Annotated in this window: 25 protein-coding genes; 2 read left to right on the top strand and 23 right to left on the bottom strand. The window is 69.8% G+C overall.

From position 1 onward, the window contains the following. Positions 1-60: 60 nt before the first annotated feature. The 5 genes from ACIOEW_RS21600 to rpsB all read right to left on the bottom strand — a co-directional run bounded on the left by ACIOEW_RS21600 (position 61) and on the right by rpsB (position 4682). Positions 61-1146, bottom strand: a complete 1086-nt coding sequence (locus tag ACIOEW_RS21600; RefSeq protein WP_362550293.1) for a phosphatidate cytidylyltransferase — start codon at positions 1144-1146, stop codon at positions 61-63. Continuing rightward, a complete protein-coding gene (gene frr, locus ACIOEW_RS21595; RefSeq protein ID WP_024488459.1) occupies positions 1146-1703 on the bottom strand; it encodes a ribosome recycling factor in 558 nt (185 codons plus the stop codon). Before frr ends, ACIOEW_RS21600 begins: the two co-directional genes overlap by 1 nt. Positions 1704-1872: 169 nt before the next feature. After that, positions 1873-2649 (bottom strand): UMP kinase, encoded by a 777-nt coding sequence (gene pyrH / locus ACIOEW_RS21590; RefSeq protein WP_350995085.1) that lies wholly within the window; start codon positions 2647-2649, stop codon positions 1873-1875. A 158-nt stretch (positions 2650-2807) separates the two neighbouring features. Then, complete coding sequence (gene tsf / locus ACIOEW_RS21585; RefSeq protein ID WP_401965158.1) at positions 2808-3644, bottom strand: translation elongation factor Ts; 837 nt, start codon at positions 3642-3644, stop codon at positions 2808-2810. Between the two features lie 99 nt (positions 3645-3743). Then, positions 3744-4682 (bottom strand): 30S ribosomal protein S2, encoded by a 939-nt coding sequence (gene rpsB / locus ACIOEW_RS21580; RefSeq protein WP_401965157.1) that lies wholly within the window; start codon positions 4680-4682, stop codon positions 3744-3746. Positions 4683-4959: 277 nt separating this feature from the next. Here rpsB and ACIOEW_RS21575 point away from each other — a divergent pair, with 277 nt between their 5' ends. Next, positions 4960-5730 (top strand): murein hydrolase activator EnvC family protein, encoded by a 771-nt coding sequence (locus ACIOEW_RS21575; protein WP_401965156.1) that lies wholly within the window; start codon positions 4960-4962, stop codon positions 5728-5730. Between the two features lie 194 nt (positions 5731-5924). Here ACIOEW_RS21575 and ACIOEW_RS21570 read toward each other — a convergent pair whose 3' ends face one another. The 18 genes from ACIOEW_RS21570 to ACIOEW_RS21485 form a co-directional block, all read right to left on the bottom strand. Continuing rightward, positions 5925-6500: a helix-turn-helix domain-containing protein gene (locus ACIOEW_RS21570; RefSeq protein WP_362550413.1), complete on the bottom strand. Its 576-nt coding sequence runs from the start codon at positions 6498-6500 to the stop codon at positions 5925-5927. A gap of 160 nt (positions 6501-6660) precedes the next feature. Next, positions 6661-7497, bottom strand: a complete 837-nt coding sequence (gene whiG / locus ACIOEW_RS21565) for an RNA polymerase sigma factor WhiG (RefSeq protein ID WP_362550284.1) — start codon at positions 7495-7497, stop codon at positions 6661-6663. A gap of 290 nt (positions 7498-7787) precedes the next feature. Next, positions 7788-9065, bottom strand: coding sequence for a DNA-processing protein DprA (dprA, locus tag ACIOEW_RS21560; protein WP_401965155.1), 1278 nt, complete (start codon positions 9063-9065; stop codon positions 7788-7790). Next, positions 9062-10690: a YifB family Mg chelatase-like AAA ATPase gene (locus ACIOEW_RS21555; protein WP_362550281.1), complete on the bottom strand. Its 1629-nt coding sequence runs from the start codon at positions 10688-10690 to the stop codon at positions 9062-9064. The genes dprA and ACIOEW_RS21555 overlap by 4 nt, the downstream gene beginning before the upstream one ends. Then, positions 10690-11049: a YraN family protein gene (locus tag ACIOEW_RS21550; RefSeq protein WP_362550278.1), complete on the bottom strand. Its 360-nt coding sequence runs from the start codon at positions 11047-11049 to the stop codon at positions 10690-10692. Before ACIOEW_RS21550 ends, ACIOEW_RS21555 begins: the two co-directional genes overlap by 1 nt. An 84-nt stretch (positions 11050-11133) precedes the next feature. Beyond that, complete coding sequence (locus ACIOEW_RS21545) at positions 11134-11442, bottom strand: DUF2469 domain-containing protein (RefSeq protein ID WP_003965949.1); 309 nt, start codon at positions 11440-11442, stop codon at positions 11134-11136. Positions 11443-11506: 64 nt separating this feature from the next. Next, entirely contained in the window at positions 11507-11995 is a 489-nt protein-coding gene (locus ACIOEW_RS21540; RefSeq protein ID WP_401965153.1) for an NUDIX hydrolase, read from the bottom strand. After that, positions 11985-12734, bottom strand: a complete 750-nt coding sequence (gene lepB, locus ACIOEW_RS21535) for a signal peptidase I (protein WP_401965152.1) — start codon at positions 12732-12734, stop codon at positions 11985-11987. Before lepB (ACIOEW_RS21535) ends, ACIOEW_RS21540 begins: the two co-directional genes overlap by 11 nt. 49 nt (positions 12735-12783) lie before the next feature. After that, positions 12784-13680, bottom strand: a complete 897-nt coding sequence (gene lepB / locus ACIOEW_RS21530; protein ID WP_401965150.1) for a signal peptidase I — start codon at positions 13678-13680, stop codon at positions 12784-12786. Positions 13681-13731: 51 nt separating this feature from the next. After that, positions 13732-14631, bottom strand: a complete 900-nt coding sequence (lepB, locus tag ACIOEW_RS21525; protein WP_401965211.1) for a signal peptidase I — start codon at positions 14629-14631, stop codon at positions 13732-13734. Beyond that, positions 14528-15607 (bottom strand): signal peptidase I, encoded by a 1080-nt coding sequence (gene lepB, locus ACIOEW_RS21520; protein WP_401965149.1) that lies wholly within the window; start codon positions 15605-15607, stop codon positions 14528-14530. The genes lepB (ACIOEW_RS21525) and lepB (ACIOEW_RS21520) overlap by 104 nt, the downstream gene beginning before the upstream one ends. After that, positions 15600-16370 carry a signal peptidase I gene (gene lepB / locus ACIOEW_RS21515; protein WP_401965148.1) on the bottom strand — a complete coding sequence of 257 codons (771 nt, stop codon included), beginning with the start codon at positions 16368-16370 and terminating at the stop codon, positions 15600-15602. Before lepB (ACIOEW_RS21515) ends, lepB (ACIOEW_RS21520) begins: the two co-directional genes overlap by 8 nt. Positions 16371-16415: 45 nt before the next feature. Beyond that, positions 16416-16766 carry a 50S ribosomal protein L19 gene (gene rplS / locus ACIOEW_RS21510; RefSeq protein ID WP_362550261.1) on the bottom strand — a complete coding sequence of 117 codons (351 nt, stop codon included), beginning with the start codon at positions 16764-16766 and terminating at the stop codon, positions 16416-16418. A gap of 126 nt (positions 16767-16892) precedes the next feature. Then, a complete protein-coding gene (trmD, locus tag ACIOEW_RS21505) occupies positions 16893-17714 on the bottom strand; it encodes a tRNA (guanosine(37)-N1)-methyltransferase TrmD (protein WP_362550258.1) in 822 nt (273 codons plus the stop codon). Beyond that, a complete protein-coding gene (gene rimM / locus ACIOEW_RS21500; protein ID WP_362550255.1) occupies positions 17714-18322 on the bottom strand; it encodes a ribosome maturation factor RimM in 609 nt (202 codons plus the stop codon). Before rimM ends, trmD begins: the two co-directional genes overlap by 1 nt. 79 nt (positions 18323-18401) lie before the next feature. Next, positions 18402-18641: an RNA-binding protein gene (locus ACIOEW_RS21495; protein ID WP_014153811.1), complete on the bottom strand. Its 240-nt coding sequence runs from the start codon at positions 18639-18641 to the stop codon at positions 18402-18404. Between the two features lie 2 nt (positions 18642-18643). After that, positions 18644-19087, bottom strand: a complete 444-nt coding sequence (gene rpsP / locus ACIOEW_RS21490; protein WP_136329608.1) for a 30S ribosomal protein S16 — start codon at positions 19085-19087, stop codon at positions 18644-18646. A gap of 157 nt (positions 19088-19244) precedes the next feature. After that, positions 19245-19838, bottom strand: coding sequence for a hypothetical protein (locus ACIOEW_RS21485; RefSeq protein ID WP_350995114.1), 594 nt, complete (start codon positions 19836-19838; stop codon positions 19245-19247). Between the two features lie 578 nt (positions 19839-20416). On the opposite strand from ACIOEW_RS21485, the gene ACIOEW_RS21480 reads away from it, so the two are divergent. Further along, positions 20417-21268: an SAM-dependent methyltransferase gene (locus ACIOEW_RS21480; protein WP_362550251.1), complete on the top strand. Its 852-nt coding sequence runs from the start codon at positions 20417-20419 to the stop codon at positions 21266-21268. The last annotated feature ends 119 nt before the right edge of the window (positions 21269-21387 follow it).

Below are 21387 nucleotides of genomic sequence, written 5' to 3'. Positions count from 1 at the left end.
TGTGGACAACGGACCCTCACTCGTAAAACAGCAGGTCAGAAGCGGTGACCCGCTCGCTTGTCAGCCGGAGCCGACGAAAATCACCAGGAGCAGCCAGACCACCGGCGCGGTCGGCAGGAGCGAGTCGAGCCGGTCCATGATGCCGCCGTGCCCGGGCAGCAGCGTGCCCATGTCCTTGATCCCGAGATCTCTCTTGATCATGGACTCGCCCAGGTCGCCCAGGGTGGCGCTGGCAGCGACCGCGAGGCCGAGCAGCAGCCCCTGCCACCAGGTGCCGTCGTCGATCATGAACTGCATGCACAGCGCTCCGGCCACCATCGCGAAGGCCACGGCTCCGAACAGGCCCTCGCGGGTCTTTCCGGGGCTGATGCGCGGTGCCAGCTTGTTCTTGCCGAACCGCCAGCCGACGGCGTACGCACCCGTGTCGCTGACCACGGTCAGCAGCAGGAAGGTCAGAACCCGCTGGGGTCCGTCGTCGGCGGTCAGGAGCATGGCCACGAAGGTCGCCAGGAACGGCACGTAGAACGCGGCGAAGACTCCGGCCGTGACGTCCCTGAGGTAGCCCTCCGGCGGCTCGGTCATCCGCCAGACGAGCACCGCCAGGGCGGTCAGCGCCATGGCGATCCAGGCGCCCTCGGCGCCCCGCGCGTAACCGGCCACGACCATGGCCGCGCCACCGATCGCGAGTGGCACGAGCGGCGCCTTGATGCCCTTGCGCTCCTCCAGCCGGGAAGTGAGCTCCCAGAGGCCCACGACGACGGCGACCACGACCACGCCGACGAAGACGGCCTTGACGATGAAGAGCGACGCAGCGACGACGGCCCCGAGCCCCAGGCCGACCCCTATGGCGGCTCCCAGATCACGGCCCGCACGCTTCTTCTGCGGGGGTGGTGGCGCGGTGGACATGGGCTCCTGCGGCTTCTCGTCGCGGAACAGGGGGCCGCCGCTCAGGCGCCCGGCCCCCTGGTCCCGGTCATCACGGTCGTCAGCGTCTCTACCTGCGTCGGGAACGTCCGGCACGATGGGCATGGGCCGAGTCTGCTGGGCGTCATGCACATCGTATGCAGGACCCGCCGGAGCGGCCCGCATCTCGGGCGCAGCCCGGTGGCCGGCGCCCTGCGGGGCGCCCCAGGAAGAGTCGTTCATCAGACTTCGAGCAGCTCGGCTTCCTTGTGCTTCAGCAGCTCGTCCACCTGCGCGACGTACTTCGCGGTGGTGTCGTCGAGCTCCTTCTCGGCGCGGCGCACCTCGTCCTCGCCGGACTCCTTGTCCTTGACCAGCTTGTCGAGCGTCTCCTTGGCCTTGCGGCGGACGGCCCGGATCGAGATCTTGGAGTCCTCGGCCTTGGTCTTCGCGACCTTGATGTAGTCGCGACGGCGCTCTTCGGTGAGGTCGGGGAAGTTCACCCGGATGATATTGCCGTCGTTGCTCGGGTTGACGCCGAGGTCCGAGTCGCGGATGGCCTGCTCGATGTTGCGCAGCGCGGTCTTGTCGAACGGCGTCACAACGGCCATACGAGGCTCGGGCACCGAGAACGAGGCCAGCTGGTTGATCGGGGTCAGCGCACCGTAGTAGTCGGCGACGATCTTGTTGAACATCGCCGGGTGCGCACGGCCGGTACGGATCGCGGCGAAGTCCTCTTTCGCGACGACGACGGCCTTCTCCATCTTCTCCTCGGCCTCGAGGAGGGTTTCTTCGATCACCACGTGCTCCTGCGTGTCTTGAGTGGGCCCGGCGTGCTCGGGCCCGGCGGGTCCTGCGTCGCGTCCTCACCTGCACGGTGTCCGACCGGCAGGCCGTTGTCCATCTTTCGGGGCCGTCCCGTGGGCCCCCGGAACCTCACCGGGTCGCCCCGGTGGAGTCCCCCGGTTGTCAGCTCCGGGTGCCCTGGTCACTCACGAGCGTGCCGATCTTCTCACTCCTGACGGCGCGGGCGATATTGCCCGCGGTCGTCAGCTCGAAGACGAGAATCGGCAGCTGGTTGTCACGGCAGAGCGTGATGGCGGTGGCGTCGGCGACCTTGAGATCGCGGGCGAGCACCTCGCTGTACTCCAGCGCGTCGAACTTCACCGCGCCGGGGTTGGTCTTCGGGTCGGAGTCGTAGACCCCGTCCACGCCGTTCTTCCCCATCAGCAGTGCCTCGGCGTCGATCTCCAGGGCGCGCTGTGCCGCGGTGGTGTCGGTGGAGAAGTACGGCATGCCCATGCCGGCGCCGAAGATGACGACGCGGCCCTTCTCCAGGTGCCGTACGGCGCGCAGCGGAATGTACGGCTCCGCGACCTGGCCCATGGTGATGGCCGTCTGGACACGGGAGTCGATGCCCTCCTTCTCCAGGAAGTCCTGGAGCGCGAGGCAGTTCATGACGGTGCCGAGCATGCCCATGTAGTCGGACCGGGCCCGGTCCATGCCGCGCTGCTGGAGCTCGGCACCGCGGAAGAAGTTGCCGCCACCGATGACGATCGCGATTTCCGCGCCGCCGCGGACGACTGCCGCGATCTCGCGAGCGATGGCGTGCACGACGTCGGGGTCGACACCGAGACCCCCGCCGCCGGCGAACGCCTCACCGGACAGCTTCAGCATGAAGCGTCCGCGCACCTTGCCGTCGTCGCGCTTGTGGTCACCTGTTGCGGCGTCCGCGCCCTTGTTCATGGAGATTCTCCTCGTGCACATACGAAGAAGGCCATTGCCGGTGGGTCTGATGTCCCTCAGCGGCAATGGCCTCCTCGTCAGATCTGCGGTCGTACGGCGGTGTGCGGCCGTCGACTGCACCAGACCCTATCGGGGTCCACCGTTTTTCGCGGACGGACTCAGATGCCGACCTTGATGCGCGTGAAGCGCTTCAGGGTGACACCGGCCTCGTCCAGGACCTTCTGGACGGACTTCTTGTTGTCCAGCGCGTACGGCTGGCCAAGGAGTGTGGCCTCCTTGAAGAAGCCGTTGACGCGACCCTCGACGATCTTCGGGAGCGCGGCCTCGGGCTTGCCCTCGGCGCGCGTGGTCTCCTCGGCGACGCGGCGCTCGGCCTCGACGATCTCGGCCGGGACGTCCTCGCGGGACAGGTACTTCGGCGCGAAAGCGGCGATGTGCTGGGCAAGACCCTTGGCCAGGTCGGCGTCGGCCTTGTCCAGCTCGACCAGGACACCGATCTGCGGCGGCAGGTCGGGCATGGTGCGGTGCATGTACACGGAGACGAAGGCGCCGTTGAACTGCGCGAAGCGGTCCAGGACGATCTTCTCGCCGAGGTTGGCGTTGGCCTCGTCCACGTACGCCTGGACGGTCTTGCCGGGCTCGATCTCGGAGGCGAGAAGCGCCTCGATGTCGGCCGGGGAGGTCGCGGCGACGTGAGCGGCGAGCGTGTTGGCGACGGCCTGGAACTTGTCACCCTTGGCGACGAAGTCCGTCTCGCACTTCAGCTCGAGCAGGACGCCGGACGTCTTGTCCTCGGAGACGACGGAGACGACCGCGCCGTTCTCGGCAGAACGGCCTTCGCGCTTGGCGACGCCCTTCTGGCCCTTGATACGGAGGGCTTCGACGGCTCCGTCGACGTTGCCGTCGGCCTCGTCGAGTGCCTTCTTGCAGTCCATCATGCCGGCGCCGGTGAGCTCACGGAGCTTCTTGACGTCAGCGGCGGTGTAGTTCGCCATGAGTCTGTATTTCTCTCTCGAAGTCTGAAAGATCTACGGGTGAACGGCGGGGGCGGTGCCTGTGGCACCGGCCCCCGCCGTCTTCAGCCGTGACGGGTGTCAGGCCTGCTCGGCGTCCGCGGCCGGAGCCTCGGCCTCGGCGGCGGGTGCCTCGGCAACGGGGGCCTCGGCAGCAGCCTCGGCGGCGGGGGCGTCGGCAGCCTCGGCGTCCGCGACCTTCTCGGTCTCGGCGGAGGTCTGGACCTCGGCGTCGGCCTTCTTGTCGCCCTCGAGCAGGTCACGCTCCCACTCGGCGAGCGGCTCGCCGGCGGCCTTCTCGCCCGGCTTCGAGTCGCCGGTCGCAGCGCCGGAGCGGGCGATGAGGCCCTCGGCGACGGCGTCGGCGATCACGCGGGTGAGCAGGGTGACGGAGCGGATCGCGTCGTCGTTGCCCGGAATCTTGTAGTCGACCTCGTCGGGGTCGCAGTTGGTGTCGAGGATCGCGACGACCGGGATGTGGAGCTTGCGCGCCTCACCGACGGCGATGTGCTCCTTCTTGGTGTCGACGATCCAGACGGCGCTCGGCACCTTCTGCATCTCGCGGATACCACCGAGGGTCTTCTCCAGCTTGGCCTTCTCGCGGGAGAGAACCAGGAGCTCCTTCTTGGTGAGGCCGGAGGCGGCCACGTCCTCGAAGTCGACGAGCTCGAGCTCCTTCAGACGCTGAAGGCGCTTGTAGACGGTGGAGAAGTTGGTGAGCATGCCACCGAGCCAACGCTGGTTGACGTACGGCATGCCGACGCGCGTCGCCTGCTCGGCGATGGCCTCCTGGGCCTGCTTCTTCGTACCCACGAACATGATGGAGCCGCCGTGGGCGACGGTCTCCTTGACGAACTCGTAGGCGCGGTCGATGTACGACAGCGACTGGAGCAGGTCGATGATGTAGATGCCGTTGCGCTCGGTGAAGATGAAGCGCTTCATCTTCGGGTTCCAGCGACGGGTCTGGTGACCGAAGTGGACGCCGCTTTCCAGCAGCTCCCGCATCGTGACGACGGCCATGGCCGTACTCCTTGAGGTACTCGGTTATCGCGACCGCAGGATTGCTGTCGCGCCTGACGCCCCGACGCGCCGTGCCACGAAGGACCGAGGAGCGCGGCCACCTTCCGCAGAGAGGGAGATGGCGGGGCGTGCGAAGTCGACCCGGTGACCCGGATCGCCAAAAGAAGTGTACGGGACCCGCCGGGTGCCGGGTGACGGCGCTGTCCACAACCGGTCGGTAGTCCACAGATCCGGTCCATGATCCCCACGGATCCGCGGGGCGGGGGACGGTAGCGGCATGCGATTCACATCTGAACTGGGTTGTTCCTGGGTCCGGTCCGGCAGCTGGTCCGGTGGAAGGTCCGGCCGCCCTGCCGCTCGCCGCGGTGCGCCGGCCGGCGGGACCGGGTGGCGGGCCGGCAGGGCGGTGGCGGCCGCATCGGGGCTGCTGCTCGTGGGGCTGCTCGCGATGGGGTGCGGCGGGCTGTACGCCCTGGCGGCAGAGCGGCCGCCTCCGAGCATGGAGGAAACTGCGGGCGGGTTGAGGACTTCGGACGGCGCTTCACCCGGTGCGGGGGATGGCCGTGCGCCCGCCCCGGTGGACCCGGTCGATGGACGGGTCTGGCCTCTGGAGGGGCGGCCCCCGGTCCTGCGGGGGTGGGAGCCGCCCGCCACGGAGTACGGGCGGGGCCATCGCGGGGTGGACCTCGGCGCCGGACCCGGTACGCAGGTGCTCGCGGCCGCTACGGGCCGGGTGTCCTTCGCCGGTGACGTGGCGGGGCGCGGAGTGGTCGTGATCGAGCTTGCGGGGACGGGCGATCCGCCGCTGCGGACCACCTACGAGCCGGTACGCCCGCTGGTCACGAAGGGCGACGAGGTCACGGCGGGCCAGGTGGTGGCGGTCATGGCGGACGGGCCGTCCCACTGCGCGTCCGGCTGTCTGCACTGGGGCCTGCGGCGCGCGGATGCTTATCTGGACCCGCTGTCTCTGCTGCCGCCGGCACTACTGCGACGCGGACCGTCCCGGCTGCTGCCGGTGTCGGGTGTACCTGTCCCCGGCCCCTCGTAGGTTCTGCTGACAGCAGTGGGCACCCACGCTGCCGGGGTGACCGGCGGAGGGCGTCAGACCCGGTCGCACACCAGGGCTGCCGGGGTGTCCGACGAGGGCGTCAGGCCTGGTCGCACACCCACGCTCCCGGGATGTCCGACGAGGGCGTCAGACCTGGTCGCACACCCGCGCTGCCGGGGTTCCGACGGAGGGCGTCAGGCCTCTTCGCCGCGGAAGCCCCGGACGCCGTTCAGGACCATGGCTACGGCGGTGTCCGCGATCACGCCGGGTTCCTCCGCCACGCTCAGCTCGATACGACGGACCGCTGCGTCCACGGAGCCCTGGAGCAGCATGGCCGCCAGCCGGGGCTGATCGTGTCCTAGGTCGCCGAGCGCCTCCACGATCATGGCGATCAGCCCGCCGTGCGCCGCCCGGATCTTCTCGCGGGCGCCCGCATCCAGCTCGCTCGCCGAGATGGCGACAACGGCCCGGTGGCGACGGTCGCCGACAAGATCGAGCTGCCGCCGGACGTACGCCTCGATCTTGTCCTCGGGCGTCGCCGCCCGCTCCATCGCACTCTCGACCTCGCCCGCCCACACCGGGAAGTCGACGGCGCAGAGCTCCTCGACGACGGCGGCGCGGGAGCGGAAGTACTCGTAGACGGAGGACCGGGCGAGGCCCGTGCGTTCAGCGAGGGCGGGGAAGGTCAACGCCTCCGTGCCCCCCTCGGACAGCAGGGAGCGCGCTGCGTCCAGGAGGGCGCCGCGCTGCATGGTCCGGTGCTCGGCCACGGAGGCCGCTCGAATCCTGGGCACACCACCACTCTACGGTGGCCGGTGTTCACGAGGGGGGCGGGCGGCCCCGATCGTTGACCGAAGTGCTTCTGCCGGGAGGCTGCCGCGAGGCCGCCTGGGGCTCGGCGAGGGCCTGCCCGGGGCCCGTCGGGCGGTCTCAGCGCCCGGCGTCGGCCAGCTTCGCGCGCAGCTGGAGCACCGACTTGGTGTGGATCTGACTGACCCGGCTCTCGGTGACCCCGAGGACGTTGCCGATCTCGGCGAGGGTGAGGCCCTCGTAGTAGTAGAGCGTGACGACCGTCTTCTCGCGGTCCGGGAGGGTGTTGATCGCGCGGGCGAGGAGCCTTCTGAGCTCATGGCCCTCGGCCACCTCCACCGGGTTGTCGGCGGCGGTGTCCTCCAGCGTGTCCATCAGGCTCAGCCGGTCGCCGCCCTCACCACCCACGTGGAGCAGCTCCTCCAGCGCGACGACGTTGGCGAGCGACAACTGGCTGAAAACCGCGTGCAGTTCCTCCAGCGCGATGCCCATCTCGGCGGCGACCTCCGTCTCCGAGGGGGTGCGTCGCAGTTGCGCCTCCAGGGTGGCGTAGGCGCGCTCCACCGCCCGCGCCTTCTGACGCACGGAGCGCGGGATCCAGTCCAGCGCCCGCAGTTCGTCGATCATCGCCCCCCGGATGCGGGTGATCGCATAGGTCTCGAACTTGATCGCGCGCTCGATGTCGAACTTCTCGATCGCGTCGATCAGCCCGAAGACCCCGGAGGAGACGAAGTCCGCCTGCTCGACGTTGGACGGAAGGCCCACGCTCACCCGGCCGGCGACGTACTTCACCAGGGGCGAGTAGTGCAGGATCAGCTGTTCCCGCAGCCGCCCGTCGCCCGTGGTCTTGTACGAACGCCACAACTCGTCGAGCGAGGAGGGGGCGGGCGGGCGCACAGTGCCACGCGCAGCCGGTGGTACTGCCGCGCGGTCAGACCCGGAGGTGTGCTGGGGCATGTGGTGCCTTGAGCCGTTCTGCCGTGAAGTGCTGGGGGACTTGCGTCTGGGCCGGAATCCTCGTGAGCGTAGCGTGACTGATGTGTAGCGGTCCGCGCAGGATAGGCGATCGGTGCTGTGCGCTTCCCGGCGACCGGACATGGAGCGTGACGCGGCGGCGGCCACGACTGCGCACTTGGGCAAGGACATGACGGGCCTCCGGGGCCGTCGCCTGACGCGCCGGCCCCGGAGGCGTCACTGAAGGATCCACCGAGGTCATCGGCATCACCTTTTCACCCGAATGCCCCAGGTCAAGAACCGCCTCGCCGCGCGTCGCCATTGCATGTCGGCCGCTTCGTCAACCTCCATCCATCGCCTTCGCGTTCGACGAACCCCAGTGAGTGCAGTTCGTACAGCCTGCCGAGCGCCTCGTCCGCACCCGTGGCCGCAGCGCGCGCGACCTCCCGCCCGTTGACGAAACCGTGGGCCGGCAGGGCGTCAAGCACCCTGGCGCAGACGGGATCCAGGTGATCACGGGGCAGCATCGGGCCGCTCCTCGACGGAGCCAGATCCCCGATGTCCCCCACCAGTTCGGCGACTTCCGCGGCGTCTGTCACCAGCACGCCCTCACCCCGCAGGAGTTCGTGGACGCCTGCCGACAGACCGCTCGTGGCGGGGCCCGGTACGCCCATGGTGTAGCGGCCGAGCCGCTGCGCGCTGCGCGCCGTGACCAGTGAACCGCTGCGGTACTCGGCCTCGACGACGACGGTTCCACGCGTCAACGCGGCGATCACCCTGTTCCGGAGAATGAATCTGCCGCGGGTGGGATGCTCGGCCGGCGGCAGTTCACCGAGGACGATCCCCTGTTCGACCACACGTCCGATCAGTTCGGCATGGCCGCGCGGGTAGGCGATGTCCACCCCGCAGGCCAGTACCGCCATCGTCGCGCCACCGGCGGCCAGGGCGCCGCGGTGAGCCGCCCCGTCGACCCCGAAGGCCGCGCCCGAGACGACCACCCACCCCCGCTCCGCGAGGCCTGCCCCGAGCGTCGTCGCCATGTGGGCCCCGTACGGTGTGCAGGCACGGGCTCCCACCACGGCGACCGAGCGCAGTGCCCAGAGCCGCAGATCGGGCCTCCCCCGTACCCAGAGCCCTGTCGGCCTGGCGTCGCCCAGGTCGTCGAGCTGACTCGGCCACTCCCGGTCACCGGGGCAGATGAAGCGCCCGCCCACCGAGGCCACCGCCGCCAGGTCCCGCTCGGGCTCGACCGCTTGGGCCCGCAGCCGGTAGCCGGCCAACCGCCTGGCGGTCATCCCGCTCAGCTGCTCGGCCGATCCGTCCCGGGTGGTGATGCGCCGCATCAGCTCCGCGCCGCCGTGTTCGCGCAGCCAGCGCCCGCCTGGCACGTCCCCGGGCTCCATGACCCGGGTCAGTGCGGCCCGCGCCAGCCGCTCCCGGTCGCTCGCCCCGTCGGAAGAGCCCGCCCGGCCGGGCATCCGCTGCTCACCTGCCGTCTGCCCGCCCGGCTCGCCCGTCCACCCCGCTCCCCCGGCAGCTTCCGCGCAGCCCTCGGTCCGCTGTCCGGTCATGACGCCCCCGCAGTAGTCATAGGGACCCCGCGCGGGATTCCGGTCCGCAGCTCCAGGGCCACCCCGATGTCCGAGGCGTCCGGGCGCTCAGCACCGCGCAGATCGGCCACGGTCCACGCCACCCGCAGCACCCGGTCCAGACCGCGCGCCGTGAGCATGCCCCGTTCCATGTCCCGCTCGGCCACCATCAGCGCACCGGGTGCCGCGACCAGCCGGGTCCGCAGCTCGTGCCCCGGGACCTCGCTGTTCGTGGTCCACGGGGTGCCCGCCAGCCGCTCCGCGGCCCGCTCCCGGGCCCGGATCACCCGGGCGGCGACCGTCGCGGTCGACTCACCCGGACCGCCCTGCCCCATCAGGTCCTCGCGCCTGACGGGGTCCACCGTCACCCGCAGGTCCACCCGGTCCAGCAGCGGCCCGGAGAGCCTGGCCTGGTACCGGCGGACCGCCGAGGGCGGGCAGTCGCACCCCGCCCCGCTCAGGGTGTGCCGCCCGCACGGGCAGGGGTTGGCGGCGAGCACCATCAGGAAGCGGGCCGGCAGCCGCACCACCCCGGCGCTGCGCGCCACCACCACATGCCCCGACTCCAGCGGCTGACGCAGCGCGTCCAGCGCCCGTACGGAGAATTCCGGAGCCTCGTCCAGAAAGAGAATTCCGCGATGCGCCAGCGAGACCGCGCCGGGCCGCGGCAGCCCGTTGCCCCCGCCGACCAGCGACTGCATGGTCGCGGAGTGGTGGGGTGCGCAGTAGGGCGGGCGGGAGACCAGGGGCTCGCCCGGCGGCAGGATGCCCGCCACCGAGTGCACCGCGGTCACTTCCAGGGCTTCCTGCCTGGTCAACGGCGGCAGGATGGCGGGCAGCCGTTCGGCCAGCATGGTCTTGCCCGCGCCGGGCGGCCCCGACAGCAGGAGGTGGTGTCCGCCTGCGGCGGCGATCTCCAAGGCCTTGCGCGGCCGTGCCTGACCTGCGACGTCCGCCAGATCCGGCCGGTGGCCCTCGCCGTGTGCCGCCCCCCGGGCGATCCCGGTGCCCATGCCTGCGCCGGGCACCATCAGCCCGGCCAGCATGGTGTCGGGACGCCCCTGGTCGTGGGCCTCCGCCTCGTCGGGCACCGGCTCGTCGCAGAGCACGGCGATCAGCTGCCGCAGGCTCCGGACCCCGAGCACGGAGACCCCGGGCACCAGGGCCGCCTCACCGGCGGTCTGCTCGGGAACGACCACCTGCCGGTACCCGGCCTCCGCCGCGGCCAGGACGGCGGGCAGTACCCCGCGCACGGGGCGCACCCTGCCGTCCAGCCCCAGCTCCCCGATCATCACGACATCAGCGATCAACGCGGGGTCGATCCGCTCCGCGGCGCCGAGCACGGCGCACGCGACGGCGAGATCGAAGCCCGAACCCCCCTTGGGCACCGAAGCAGGTGACAGTCCGACCGTGAGCTTCTTCTGCGGCCACTCCGCCCCGGAGTTGACCACGGCGGCCCTGACCCGGTCCCGGCTCTCCACCAGGCTCTTGTCGGGCAGTCCCACCAGGGTGAACGCCGCGACCCCGGCCTCCAGGTCCGCCTGGACCTCCACCACCACGCCCTCGACACCGACCAGGGCCACCGAGCAGGCACGCGCGAATCCCATCAGGCCACCCCCCGCGCATGCTCGGCCAGGGGCGCACCACGCCTGGGCAGCACCACACCGACCAGGTCGATCCGCACCCCGCCGGGCGGCGGACCGCCGTACCTGGCCAGCCAGAGCTCGGCCAGCCGCCGCAGACGATCCGCCTTGGCCGGGGTGACCCCGGCCATCGGGTGCTCGAAAGCCCCAGCCCTGCGGGTCTTCACCTCGCAGATGACGAGAGCGTCACCGTCCTTCGCGACGATGTCGATCTCGCCGGCGCGACAGCGCCAGTTCCGTTCGAGTACGGACATGCCGACGTCGGTCAGCAGTCGTACCGCCAGATCCTCGCCGTACCGCCCGAGTGCCCCCCGTGCGTTCATATCGGCACCACCTCCGGCACCGACTGTGACGCGTCCGCCCCCAACTAGTGGATCTTGGTGGACAACTCTTCCGTTGTGGACAACTCAGCCACCCGGAAGCTCGAGATCGCTCTTGTTGAGCTCCTCGATGTTGACGTCCTTGAACGTCAGAACCCGTACCTGCTTGACGAACCGTGCGGGCCGGTACATGTCCCAGACCCAGGCGTCCGCCATGGACACCTCGAAAAACACCTCGCCCTGGACCGAGTGCACCTGCATCTCGTAGTCGTTGGTGAGGTAGAAGCGCCGTTCGGTCTCGATCACATATTTGAACAGACCGACGACATCGCGGTACTCCCGGTAGAGCTTCAGCTCCATCTCGGTCTCGTACTTCTCGAGGTCCTCGGCGCTCATTGGCATGTTCCCCTTCAGCCGTGCGTTCCCCCATTGTGCGCCAGGGCCCGGCTCCCCCGGTCGCTCAGGCGATTTCGGGGGCGAGAACCAGCGGCGTACGCGGAGGACCCTCGTCGAGCAGCGTGCGCAGCAGCTCGGCGAGTCTGGTCGGGTACACCGTCTCACGCGCCGCCGACAGTTCGGCGGAGGTCCACCACCTCAGCCCCGCGACACTGCGGCGTTCCAGCCCGGTCTGCCCGCTGGTGTCCGTCGCGGTCTGCGCCGTGCGGGCCAGGAAGTACCACTCGTCCTGGTCCCAGCGCCGCCCGTCGAACGGAAAGGAGCACATCCGCTGCCAGAGCAGCGGGCCCAGCTCGACGTCCGTGATTCCGGTTTCCTCGGCCAGCTCCCGCAGAGCGGCCTGCTCCCGGGTCTCGTCGCCCTCAAGACCACCGCCGGGGGTGAACCACCAGGTGCTCGCCGGGTCCTCCGGTTCGAACCCGTGCATCAGCAGAATGCGGTCGTCCGGATCGAGGAGCACCAGACGGGCGACCTTTCGCGGCTCACCGGGCACCGGCGGTCGCCTTCTCCTGCTTGTTCCGCTTCGACCGGGCGGACCGCGCCGCCACCGGTCCGTACATGGCACCGCCCAGGATGAGCACCACGCCCCCGGCCATGGCACCGAGCTGAAGCTTCAGCGGCCCCTGGGACGACACCCCGCCGGGCAGCGCGGCGAAGGCCCGCGGCCGTCCGATCATGCCGCCCAGCGGCCAGGCGACGGCGTCCACCCGGGCCTGTACGGCGCTGCGCGGCACCGCGCCGTGCCCGGTCTCCTCCAGGTGGGCCCGGGAGTCCAGCGAGGACCTGCGGTCGTCACCCAGGAGGAAGAGCTTGTCCTTCGGCACCTCGGTCGTGAAATCGGTCGCCGAGGCCGGGTCCCCCGCCTGGAGATACGATTCCGCGACGGGTATGCCATTGACCGTGAGCCGGCCGTCCTTCTCGCAGCAGGCGATCTTGTCGCCGCCGATGCCGACGACCCGCTTCACCATCGGCATGTCACCCCACGCCTCGTCGGTGAAGACCACCACATCGCCCCGGCGCACCTCGCCGCCGTCCACCCGCTGCGCGAGGACCCGGTCGCCCGCGTTCACCGTCGGGGTCATCGACTCGGTCGGCACCGTGTAGGGCCGGTACACCACGGCTGCCCAGGCGAAGCCGCCGAGGAAGAGCACACAGCCGATGGCCACGGCCAGCCCCGACAGCTTGCTGCCGAGCCGGCCGTGGCCGTCACCCGTACGTCCTGTTCCACTCATCGCAGCGTCCCCCATCGGAGATCGACAATCGCTGATCCGAGTCGGCACCCTACCCGGCGGTACGCCTGCTGGTCAGCCTCCTGCGGCGCCACAGCACGAGAGGCAGCGCACCCGCGGCACCGAACACGCCAGGGGCCAGACCTGCCGCCGCCTCGATCCCCGGCTGATCGAAGGTGTCCGGTACGGACAGCATCGCCCAGCGATTGACCGGCCACGCCACCACCACGGCCCGCCCCACCACGTCCTTGACGGGCACGAAGCCCTTGGTCGCTTCCTCGGTGTGATAGCGCGAGTCGGAGGAAGCCTGCCGGTGGTCGCCCATGACCCAGATCTTCCCCTCGGGCACGGTGAAGGGCCCGAAGGGCTTGTCGTCGCAGGCCGAGTTGCCCGGGAAGACGTACGGCTCGTCGAGCGCCTTCCCGTTGACCTCGACAGGACCGCCCTTCGCGCACTCCACGGTGTCGCCGCCGACCGCGATCGTCCGCTTGATCAGGTCCTTCTCCTTGGCCGACGGCATCAGACCGATGAAGCTCAGCACGTCCTGCACCACGTTCGACTCGGGGGTCGGCTCCCCGGCCAGCCAGTTGTCCGGATCGTGGAACACCACCACCTCACCGCGCTCGGGCTCCGAGCCGAACCACGGCGTCAGCTTGTCGACCAGCACCCGGTCGCCCCGCTGAAGCGTGTTCTGCATCGAGTCCGAGGGGATCGAGAACGCCTGCACCAGGAACGTCTTGATCAGCAACGCGAGAACCAGTGCGACGACGATCAGCAGCGGCAGCTCCTTCCAGAGGGGACGCTGCTTCCTTGCCTTCTTGCCGCCCCCGTCCGCGGACTGCGTATCCGCGGACGCGTCCGAACCCGGTGACCCCTCCGGCGGACCGGAGGCAGGGTCGGCGGGCCACTTCGCGGGCTCTTCATGCCCAGGTGGTGCGCTGGCAGCCATGTCACTCACGTTCCAGTCCTCACTCCGCGGCCCGCATCGAGCCGCCATCGACTACTGACGGCCGGAATCGAGCGCGGCCCGCCGGCGTCGCCAGAGCACGAGCGGCACAGCCCCGGCGATACCGATCGCACCGGGCGCCGCGGCCATCGCGGCGTTCAGCCCCGGCTGGTCGAAGGTCTTCGGGATCGGCAGGGTCGCCCAGCGGCTGACCGGCCACGCGATGACCACGGCCCGGCCGACCACCTCGTCGGTGGAGACGGTGCCGCCACCCGGCAGCGCCTGGTGATAGCGGGAGTCGAGGGAGTTCTGGCGGTGGTCACCCATCACCCAGATACGGTCCTTGGGAATCTTGATCGGCCCGAACGGCTCGTCGTTGCAGGCAGTGTTGCCCTCGAAGATGAACGACTTGTCGTCCAACGCCTTGCCGTTGACAGTGACCGGCCCGTTCTTCTTGCACTCCACCGTGTCACCGCCGATCGCGATGACGCGCTTGATCAGGTCCTTCTCCTCGGCCGACGGCATCAGACCGATGAAGCTCAGGAACTTCTGCACCACGTTCGGGTCGGGTGCCGCGGTGTCCTCCAGCCAGCCGCCCGGGTCGTGGAAGACGACGACTTCGCCGCGCTCGGGCTCCGAGCCGAACCACGGCGTCAGCTTGTCGACCAGCACCCGGTCGCCCCGCTGAAGCGTGTTCTGCATCGAGTCCGAGGGGATCGAGAACGCCTGCACCAGGAATGTCTTAATCAGCAACGCGAGAATGAGCGCGATACCGATGAGGAGGGGCAGCTCCTTCCAGAAGGAGCGGGGCTTCTTCTGCGCCGTGCTGCCGTTGCCCGAGGAGCCGACGTCACTGTCCGTCGAGTCCGCCGTCGTCCCGGAGGGCTCGACATTCCCCGGATTGTCCGGCCGGTCCTCGGGTTCGTCGTGTCCGGATCGTGCGCCGACCGCCAAATCCCCCACATCCACTCCCTATTTCGTGCCACCGCCTGCGCCCTAGCCGGTGCAGGCCCACCACTCCCATAACGAGCGGGAGTTCCGCAGGGGTCGGGAGCCGGATCATTCCGTTGGGATCCGGGGACACACTATTCGACGGTGCGGGGGCAGCCGCCGTCCCGGCGCGCGCGTCCGGGACCGAGGAGAACGTCGAACGCTCCTCCAGTTGATGCCAGTGCCCGAAGGGCCAGGCGATCACCACGGCCCGTCCCACGACCGCATCCTCGGAAACCGTGCCGTTACCCGTCTTGTCCAGGTGGAATCGCGAATCGGCCGAATTGGAGCGATGGTCCCCCATCACGAAGATTCTTCCGGCTGGAACCTTTACCTCGAATTTGATCGTGGAGGGCGAATCGCCGGGAAAGACGTAGGGCTCGTCGACCGCCACCCCGTTGACGGTGAGCCTGCCGGCCTTCTCGCAGCACCTCACCGTGTCGCCACCGACGGCGACCACCCGCTTGATCAGATCCTGCTCGTCGTCGGAGGGGAGCAGCCCGATGAAGGTCAGCAGCTCCTTCACCTGCTTGATGACGACAGGTGACTCCTTGGACTCCCCCACCGGGTTCGGCGGCGGCCAGTCCGAGGGGTTCTTGAACACGACGACGTCGCCGCGCTGCGGCTTGGACCCGAACCAGGGCGTCAGCTTGTCGACGAGCACCCGGTCACCGATCCGGATGGTCTGTTCCATCGACCCCGACGGGATCACGAAAGCCTGGACCAGAAAGGTCTTGAGAACGAGCGCGATCACCAGTGCGACGGTGATGAGAAGGGGTATCTCCTTCACCGCGGACCTGCGCCGCTTCCGTTTCACCTTGCGGGCCAGCTTGCGCCGCTCCGCGCGCGTGGGCAGCGAGCGCGCGGCCGTCGGCCGGGTGCCGGTGGGCAGCGGAATCTCCGGATCCGCGGCGACGTGTCTCCGCCCGCGGTTACCCATGCGCCGAACCGGGCGCCGGTATTCCGTCGAAGGCAGCGGTGTCCGGAACGGACCCCAGCCTGCCCAGCGGCCAGCCGAACCAGTCGGCCCGGCCGATCACCTTGTCGACGGGCACCATGCCGCCGCCCGGCTCACCCAGGTGATCGCGGGAGTCACGGGAATTGCTCCGGTGGTCGCCCATCATCCACAGCGTGCCGTCGGGCACGACGATGTCGAAGGGCACCCGGGACGCCGTGTCCCCCGCGAACAGGTAGTCCTCGTCCACGGCCCGGCCGTTCACCTCGACCCTTCCGCGCTTGTCGCAGCAGACCACCCGGTCACCCCCCACACCCACCACTCGCTTCACGAAGTCGGTCTCGGCGGGCTCCACGAGCCCGAGCGAAGCCGCCGCGCCGTGCAGCAACCCGGTCACGGGGTTCTCCGGCGGCGTCTCCTGGACGAAGGAGCCGGTGCCGTCGAACACCACCACGTCGCCGCGCTGAGGTACGGAGCCGAAACGGTACGCCAATTTGTTGACGAGCACTCGGTCCCCGACCTGCAGCGTGGACTCCATCGAGCCACTGGGGATCAGGAAGGGCTGCACAACGAAGCTACTGAAGAGCAGCACACCGACCGAGCAGACGGCACCGAGCGCAAGGGTGCGGCGCCATGACATCGGGGCGGCCCACCGGCCCGGGATACGCGAGAAGCGCGACCCCTCCTCCGATCCCGTAGCGGGTGCGGAGGAGCGGTCGCGCTCCTGGGGCTTTGCTTCCGTGTCCATCGGGGCCAGAGCTTATCCGGCCGTCCTGTGGACGAGGGAGTCAGCTCAGCGGTCGCGCTTCTCCTTGATCTTCGCGGCCTTGCCGCGCAGCTCACGGAGGAAGTACAGCTTGGCGCGACGGACGTCACCGCGCGAGATGAGCTCGATCTTCTCGAAGATCGGGCTGTGCACCGGGAAGGTGCGCTCGACGCCGACGCTGAAGGAGACCTTGCGGACCGTGAAGGTCTCGCTGACGCCCGCGCCCTGGCGGCGGATGACAATGCCCTTGAACTGCTGGATACGGGAGCGGTTGCCCTCGATCACGCGGACGTGGACGTTGACGGTGTCGCCGGAGCGGAACGCCGGGACGTCGGTGCGCACCGAAGCGGCATTGACGTCATCGAGCAGGGAAGCCATGGTGTCTGCTTTCTTCGCCGATGCCACAGGTCATCGACGGGAGAGTGATGAGTTCGGGGTGCTGATCGCGTCGGACGGGCGTCTTTCCCCCTGTGGCAGGGGCGCACGCGGACGTACAGCAGTCGCCTATTCTTCCACGGCTTGGGGCCTGCGCCAAAATCGGCCGCCGGGCTCCGGTGACCAGCCGAGGATGGAGAGCATCTCGCGGTCCTTCTTGTCGAAGGCCGTCGCCTCGCAGCGCTCGATCAGATCGGGCCGGTTGAGTGCCGTACGACGGAAGGCCTCGTCCCGGCGCCAGCGCGCGATCCGCCCGTGGTGACCGCTGAGCAGCACGTCCGGGATCCCCCGGCCACGCCACTCGGGCGGCTTGGTGTAGACGGGGCCCTCCAGCAGGTTGGCCATCGCCCCGGGCGCGAAGGAGTCGTCCCGGTGCGACTCGGCGTTGCCGAGTACGCCGGGCAGCAGCCGGGCCACCGCCTCCGTGATCACCAGCACCGCGGCTTCACCGCCGGCCAGCACGTAGTCGCCGATGGACACCTCGACGACCGGCATCCTGGTGGCGTACTCCTCCGTCACCCGCCGGTCGATGCCCTCGTAGCGGGCCGGGGTGAAGATCAGCCAGGGCCGCTCGGAAAGCTCGACGGCCAGCTCCTGGCCGAAGGGCCGGCCGCTCGGCGTGGGCACCACGAGCACCGGGGAGTGCGCCCCGGACTCGTATCCGTCCGCCAGGACCTCGTCCAGCGCGGCGCCCCACGGCTCGGTCTTCATGACCATGCCGGGACCGCCGCCGTAGGGGGTGTCGTCGACCGTGTTGTGGCGGTCGTACGTCCACTCCCGCAGATCGTGCACATGCACACCGAGGCGCCCGCGGGCACGGGCCTTGCCGACGAGCGAGACGTTCAGCGGTTCCAGGTACTCAGGGAAGATCGTGACGACGTCGAGCCGCATCAGACGTCTTTCCCGGGTTCGGTGGAACCCTCTTCGGAAGGCCCGGATCCGGACTCGTCCGCCGCCTCCTCGTCACGCGTGGACACCACGATCGCCTGGCTCTCGTCGATCAGACCCGGCGGCGGCGTGATCACCGCGCGCTGCTCCTCCAGGTCGATCTCGGCGACGATCTCCTCGACGAACGGGATCATGACCTCGGTGCCGTCGGGACGCTCCACGATGAAGAGGTCCTGGGACGGCAGGTGCGTGATCTCGGTGATCCGGCCGATCTCGGTACCGTCGACGAGGACCACGTCCAGGTCCATCAGCTGATGGTCGTAGAACTCCTCCGGATCCTCCGGAAGCTCCTCCGGATCCACATCGGCGATCAGCAGCGTGTTACGCAGCGCCTCGGCGCCCGTACGGTCCCGTACGCCCTCGAAACGCAGCAGCAGCCTGCCGCTGTGCACCCGGCCGGTCTCGATCGTCAGCGGCCCCGTCGAGGCCGGCTCGGTGGCCAGTACGGCGCCGGGCCCGAGCCGGAGCTCCGGCTCGTCCGTGCGCACCTCGACGGTGACCTCGCCCTTGATGCCGTGGGCGCGACCGATCCGCGCGACTACCAACTGCACCTTGTGTCTCTCCTGTCGTACGACGACGGGCCGGGGTGGGCGCATGGCCCTCCCCGGCCCGTGCCGGTGTTCAACTCTGTCAGCGAACCTGATCCACATCGACGAGGTCGACGCGGATACCACGGCCGCCGATGGCGCCCACGACGGTACGCAGCGCGCGTGCGGTGCGGCCGTTGCGGCCGATCACCTTCCCGAGGTCATCGGGATGAACCCGAACCTCGAGCACACGTCCGCGACGCAGATCACGCGAGGCGACCTGCACGTCGTCGGGGTTGTCAACGATGCCTTTCACGAGGTGCTCGAGAGCCTCCTCGAGCATGCTCAGGCCTCGGTCGACTCGGCGGGCGCAGCTGCGTCAGCAGCCTCGTCCGCCTTCTTGTCGGCCTTCTTCGCCTTCTGCGTGATGGCCTCGCCCTTGGACTCCTCGCCGGCGTCCTTGGTGAGGGCCTCGAACAGGGCGCGCTTGTCAGGCTTGGGCTCCGGCTGCAGCAGCGGCGCGGGGGCCGGGAGGCCCTTGTGCGCCTGCCAGTCACCGGTGAGCTTCAGGATGGCGAGAACCGGCTCGGTCGGCTGGGCGCCGACGGAAAGCCAGTACTGCGCGCGCTCTGCGTTGACCTCGATGCGCGAGGGGTTCTGCACCGGGTGGTACAGGCCGATCTCCTCGATGGCCCGGCCATCACGGCGGGTACGGGAGTCGGCGACGACGATGCGGTAGTGAGGCGAACGGATCTTGCCCAGACGCTTCAGCTTGATCTTGACTGCCACGGAAGTGGTGTCTCCTGGTCTATGACGTGGTTGGGCACAACAAGATGCCACGTGGGGTTGCGGTACTCGGAGTGCCCGATGGACGCGTCAGCCGGAGGAGAGAGGGGTCCTATGCGACTGTCGAGTACAGCTAGCCATTGTGCCACACCACATCGCCTCACCCCACCGCGACCACTGCTTCCGGGATCCGGAACGGCTTTCCGCAGCCGCCGCAGACGATCGGGGCCTGCGCGAGGACCGACGGGACGACGCGCACATTGCGACCGCAGTCGCAGACGGCCTTGACCCGCACGCCTCCTCCGGAGGAGCCGTGCCGGGCCGCGGGCCCGCGGAAGGAGCGCTTGGTGTCGGCGGCGGTGGCGACGCTGTGCGCCTTGAGGGCGCGCTGCAGCCGTTCCATCGTCGGCCGGTACCGGCGCTTGGCTTCGGGGTTGAGCGTGACCAGCGAGAAGCCACTGCTGGGGTGGGGCTCCTCGGCGTGATCGAGGCCCAGCTCCTCGGCGATCGCGAGGAATCGACGGTTGTGGTATCGGCCGGCGCGCGAGGTGTCGCGGACACCTCGGGCGGCGGCAATGCCATGGACTGCCTCATGGAGCAGTCGCTCGAAGGAGAGTTCGGCGCCACAGGCGGACGAGGACTCTCCGATCAGGGACTCGGGCGCGGCTAGATCGGGCAGCTCGGAGTGGTACCGCTGAATGTCGGCCCACGCCTGTGCCAGCTCTGCGGCAAGTACAGGTGGTGTCGTGCTCACGTCGTGACAACGAGCGCGAGTGCCCCGGTGTTCCGATTCCGGGCCATCCCAAATATTTTGCACGTACCAGTCAGTTGCCATTCATGCGTCCTGACGAGGGCGGGTGCGCTGATCTGCGGAGAAGACTCACAGCTCGCACCAAGGTGGTACGTAGCGCCGCGTACGCCCGAGCGCGTAGACGGCGCGTACGCCCCCCGCTGATGATGCGGGTGCCGGGCGCGGTAACCGACAGTACCCGGCGCACCGCCCACCCTCCCGCCCCTCCCCCGAGCAGCGCCGCAGCCGCCGCGGGGCCGGGCCCGGAGCGCTCGACGTGCCCACCCCCGCGCGCCGGGTGAGACTGGGACCGCAGCACGGGAAGCACAACCCCTGGGCCGCCACGCCCTGCAGGCGTTCCGGTCCGGGAGCATCGCCGGCCACCGCCGCGGGCAACCATGACCCGTAGAACCCTGGACGCGGCGGCCGATGCGCAGTTCTCTGGCATACGGGGGACGCGCGGACGTACGGCCACGGGGAGATCGTCCATCAGGCACGACCCATCGGCATGACCGGCATCTCGGCGGATTGGGGCCCATTCCATGACACCAACGCTCGTCCGGCACCACACGCAGGCGAAGCCGTCCGCGTCCGTGGACACCGGCTCCCGCGCCCGTGACTGGGCCGAGATCCAGGAGCGGATGCTCTCACCGCTCTACGAGGCGGTGTACACGCGGCTCGAAGTCGGACCCGCCACGCACATGCTCTCGCTCGGCTGCGGCTCCGGACTCGCACTGCTGATCGCGGCCGGCCGCGGGGCACGCGTCACCGGCGTCGACCCCGACCTCGAACGTCTGGCGCTCGCCCGGATCCGGCTGCTGGCCGGCCCGGAGGACGAGCGCGTGTCCCGGTCCACCGGCCCGCAGCTCCTGGAGTCCCTTCCGGCCACGGCCGGCCACCAGCCCTACAGCCTGATCACCGCGTTCACCCCGATCGGCTGCTCCCCCGACGACGGGGAGGAACTGGTGCGGACGCTCGGCACCGCGGTGCCCTCGGCCGGACGGCACAGCACGGTCGTCCTGACCGGCTGGGGGCCGCCCGAGCGGTGCGCCACCGACGCCGTACTGCGCGTGGCGACCCGGCTGGCGGAGGGCTCGGGAACACCGCGGACCACGAGCCGGCGCGGAGCGCGGCGGGACGATCTGGAGAACGTGGCGTTCCGGGCAGGGCTGAAGCCGGACGGCTCGGGGCGAGTGGCGTGCCCGTTCGGCTACGCGGACGTGGACAGCGCGGTACGGGGCCTGCTGTCGACGCGGCTCTTCGACGCCGCTGTGGAGGCGACGGACCGGTCCCAGGTGGAGAAGGAAGTGGCCGAGGCGCTGCATCCGCACCTGCGCCGGGACGGCACGGTCTGGATGCCCAACGTGTTCCGCTATCTCGTCTGCACGACGTAGGAGCTCACGGCGCGGGCTTCACGACGCAGAACCCCGCGTTCTCCGGAACCTCACGCCGCAGAAATTCACGCCGCATGCCTCCGGAGGGCCGGTCCGTGCGGGCCGGCCCTCCGGAGTCA

This window comes from Streptomyces sp. NPDC087901, from assembly GCF_044742205.1.
Lineage (GTDB): Bacteria > Actinomycetota > Actinomycetes > Streptomycetales > Streptomycetaceae > Streptomyces.
The sequence above is the reverse complement of the archived record's forward strand: the minus strand, read 5'-3'. Positions and strand labels throughout refer to the sequence as shown.

Excerpts from the sequence above, each read along its gene's own strand:
- ACIOEW_RS21600 (WP_362550293.1), bottom strand. The coding sequence starts at position 1,146 with ATGAACGACTCTTCCTGGGGCGCCCCGCAGGGCGCCGGCCACCGGGCT.
- pyrH (WP_350995085.1), bottom strand. The coding sequence starts at position 2,649 with ATGAACAAGGGCGCGGACGCCGCAACAGGTGACCACAAGCGCGACGAC.
- tsf (WP_401965158.1), bottom strand. The coding sequence starts at position 3,644 with ATGGCGAACTACACCGCCGCTGACGTCAAGAAGCTCCGTGAGCTCACC.
- rpsB (WP_401965157.1), bottom strand. The coding sequence starts at position 4,682 with ATGGCCGTCGTCACGATGCGGGAGCTGCTGGAAAGCGGCGTCCACTTC.
- ACIOEW_RS21575 (WP_401965156.1), top strand. The coding sequence starts at position 4,960 with ATGCGATTCACATCTGAACTGGGTTGTTCCTGGGTCCGGTCCGGCAGC.
- whiG (WP_362550284.1), bottom strand. The coding sequence starts at position 7,497 with ATGCCCCAGCACACCTCCGGGTCTGACCGCGCGGCAGTACCACCGGCT.
- dprA (WP_401965155.1), bottom strand. The coding sequence starts at position 9,065 with ATGACCGGACAGCGGACCGAGGGCTGCGCGGAAGCTGCCGGGGGAGCG.
- ACIOEW_RS21555 (WP_362550281.1), bottom strand. The coding sequence starts at position 10,690 with ATGGGATTCGCGCGTGCCTGCTCGGTGGCCCTGGTCGGTGTCGAGGGC.
- ACIOEW_RS21550 (WP_362550278.1), bottom strand. The coding sequence starts at position 11,049 with ATGAACGCACGGGGGGCACTCGGGCGGTACGGCGAGGATCTGGCGGTA.
- ACIOEW_RS21545 (WP_003965949.1), bottom strand. The coding sequence starts at position 11,442 with ATGAGCGCCGAGGACCTCGAGAAGTACGAGACCGAGATGGAGCTGAAG.
- lepB (WP_401965152.1), bottom strand. The coding sequence starts at position 12,734 with ATGAGTGGAACAGGACGTACGGGTGACGGCCACGGCCGGCTCGGCAGC.
- lepB (WP_401965150.1), bottom strand. The coding sequence starts at position 13,680 with ATGGCTGCCAGCGCACCACCTGGGCATGAAGAGCCCGCGAAGTGGCCC.
- lepB (WP_401965149.1), bottom strand. The coding sequence starts at position 15,607 with ATGGGTAACCGCGGGCGGAGACACGTCGCCGCGGATCCGGAGATTCCG.
- lepB (WP_401965148.1), bottom strand. The coding sequence starts at position 16,370 with ATGGACACGGAAGCAAAGCCCCAGGAGCGCGACCGCTCCTCCGCACCC.
- rplS (WP_362550261.1), bottom strand. The coding sequence starts at position 16,766 with ATGGCTTCCCTGCTCGATGACGTCAATGCCGCTTCGGTGCGCACCGAC.
- trmD (WP_362550258.1), bottom strand. The coding sequence starts at position 17,714 with ATGCGGCTCGACGTCGTCACGATCTTCCCTGAGTACCTGGAACCGCTG.
- ACIOEW_RS21495 (WP_014153811.1), bottom strand. The coding sequence starts at position 18,641 with ATGCTCGAGGAGGCTCTCGAGCACCTCGTGAAAGGCATCGTTGACAAC.
- ACIOEW_RS21480 (WP_362550251.1), top strand. The coding sequence starts at position 20,417 with ATGACACCAACGCTCGTCCGGCACCACACGCAGGCGAAGCCGTCCGCG.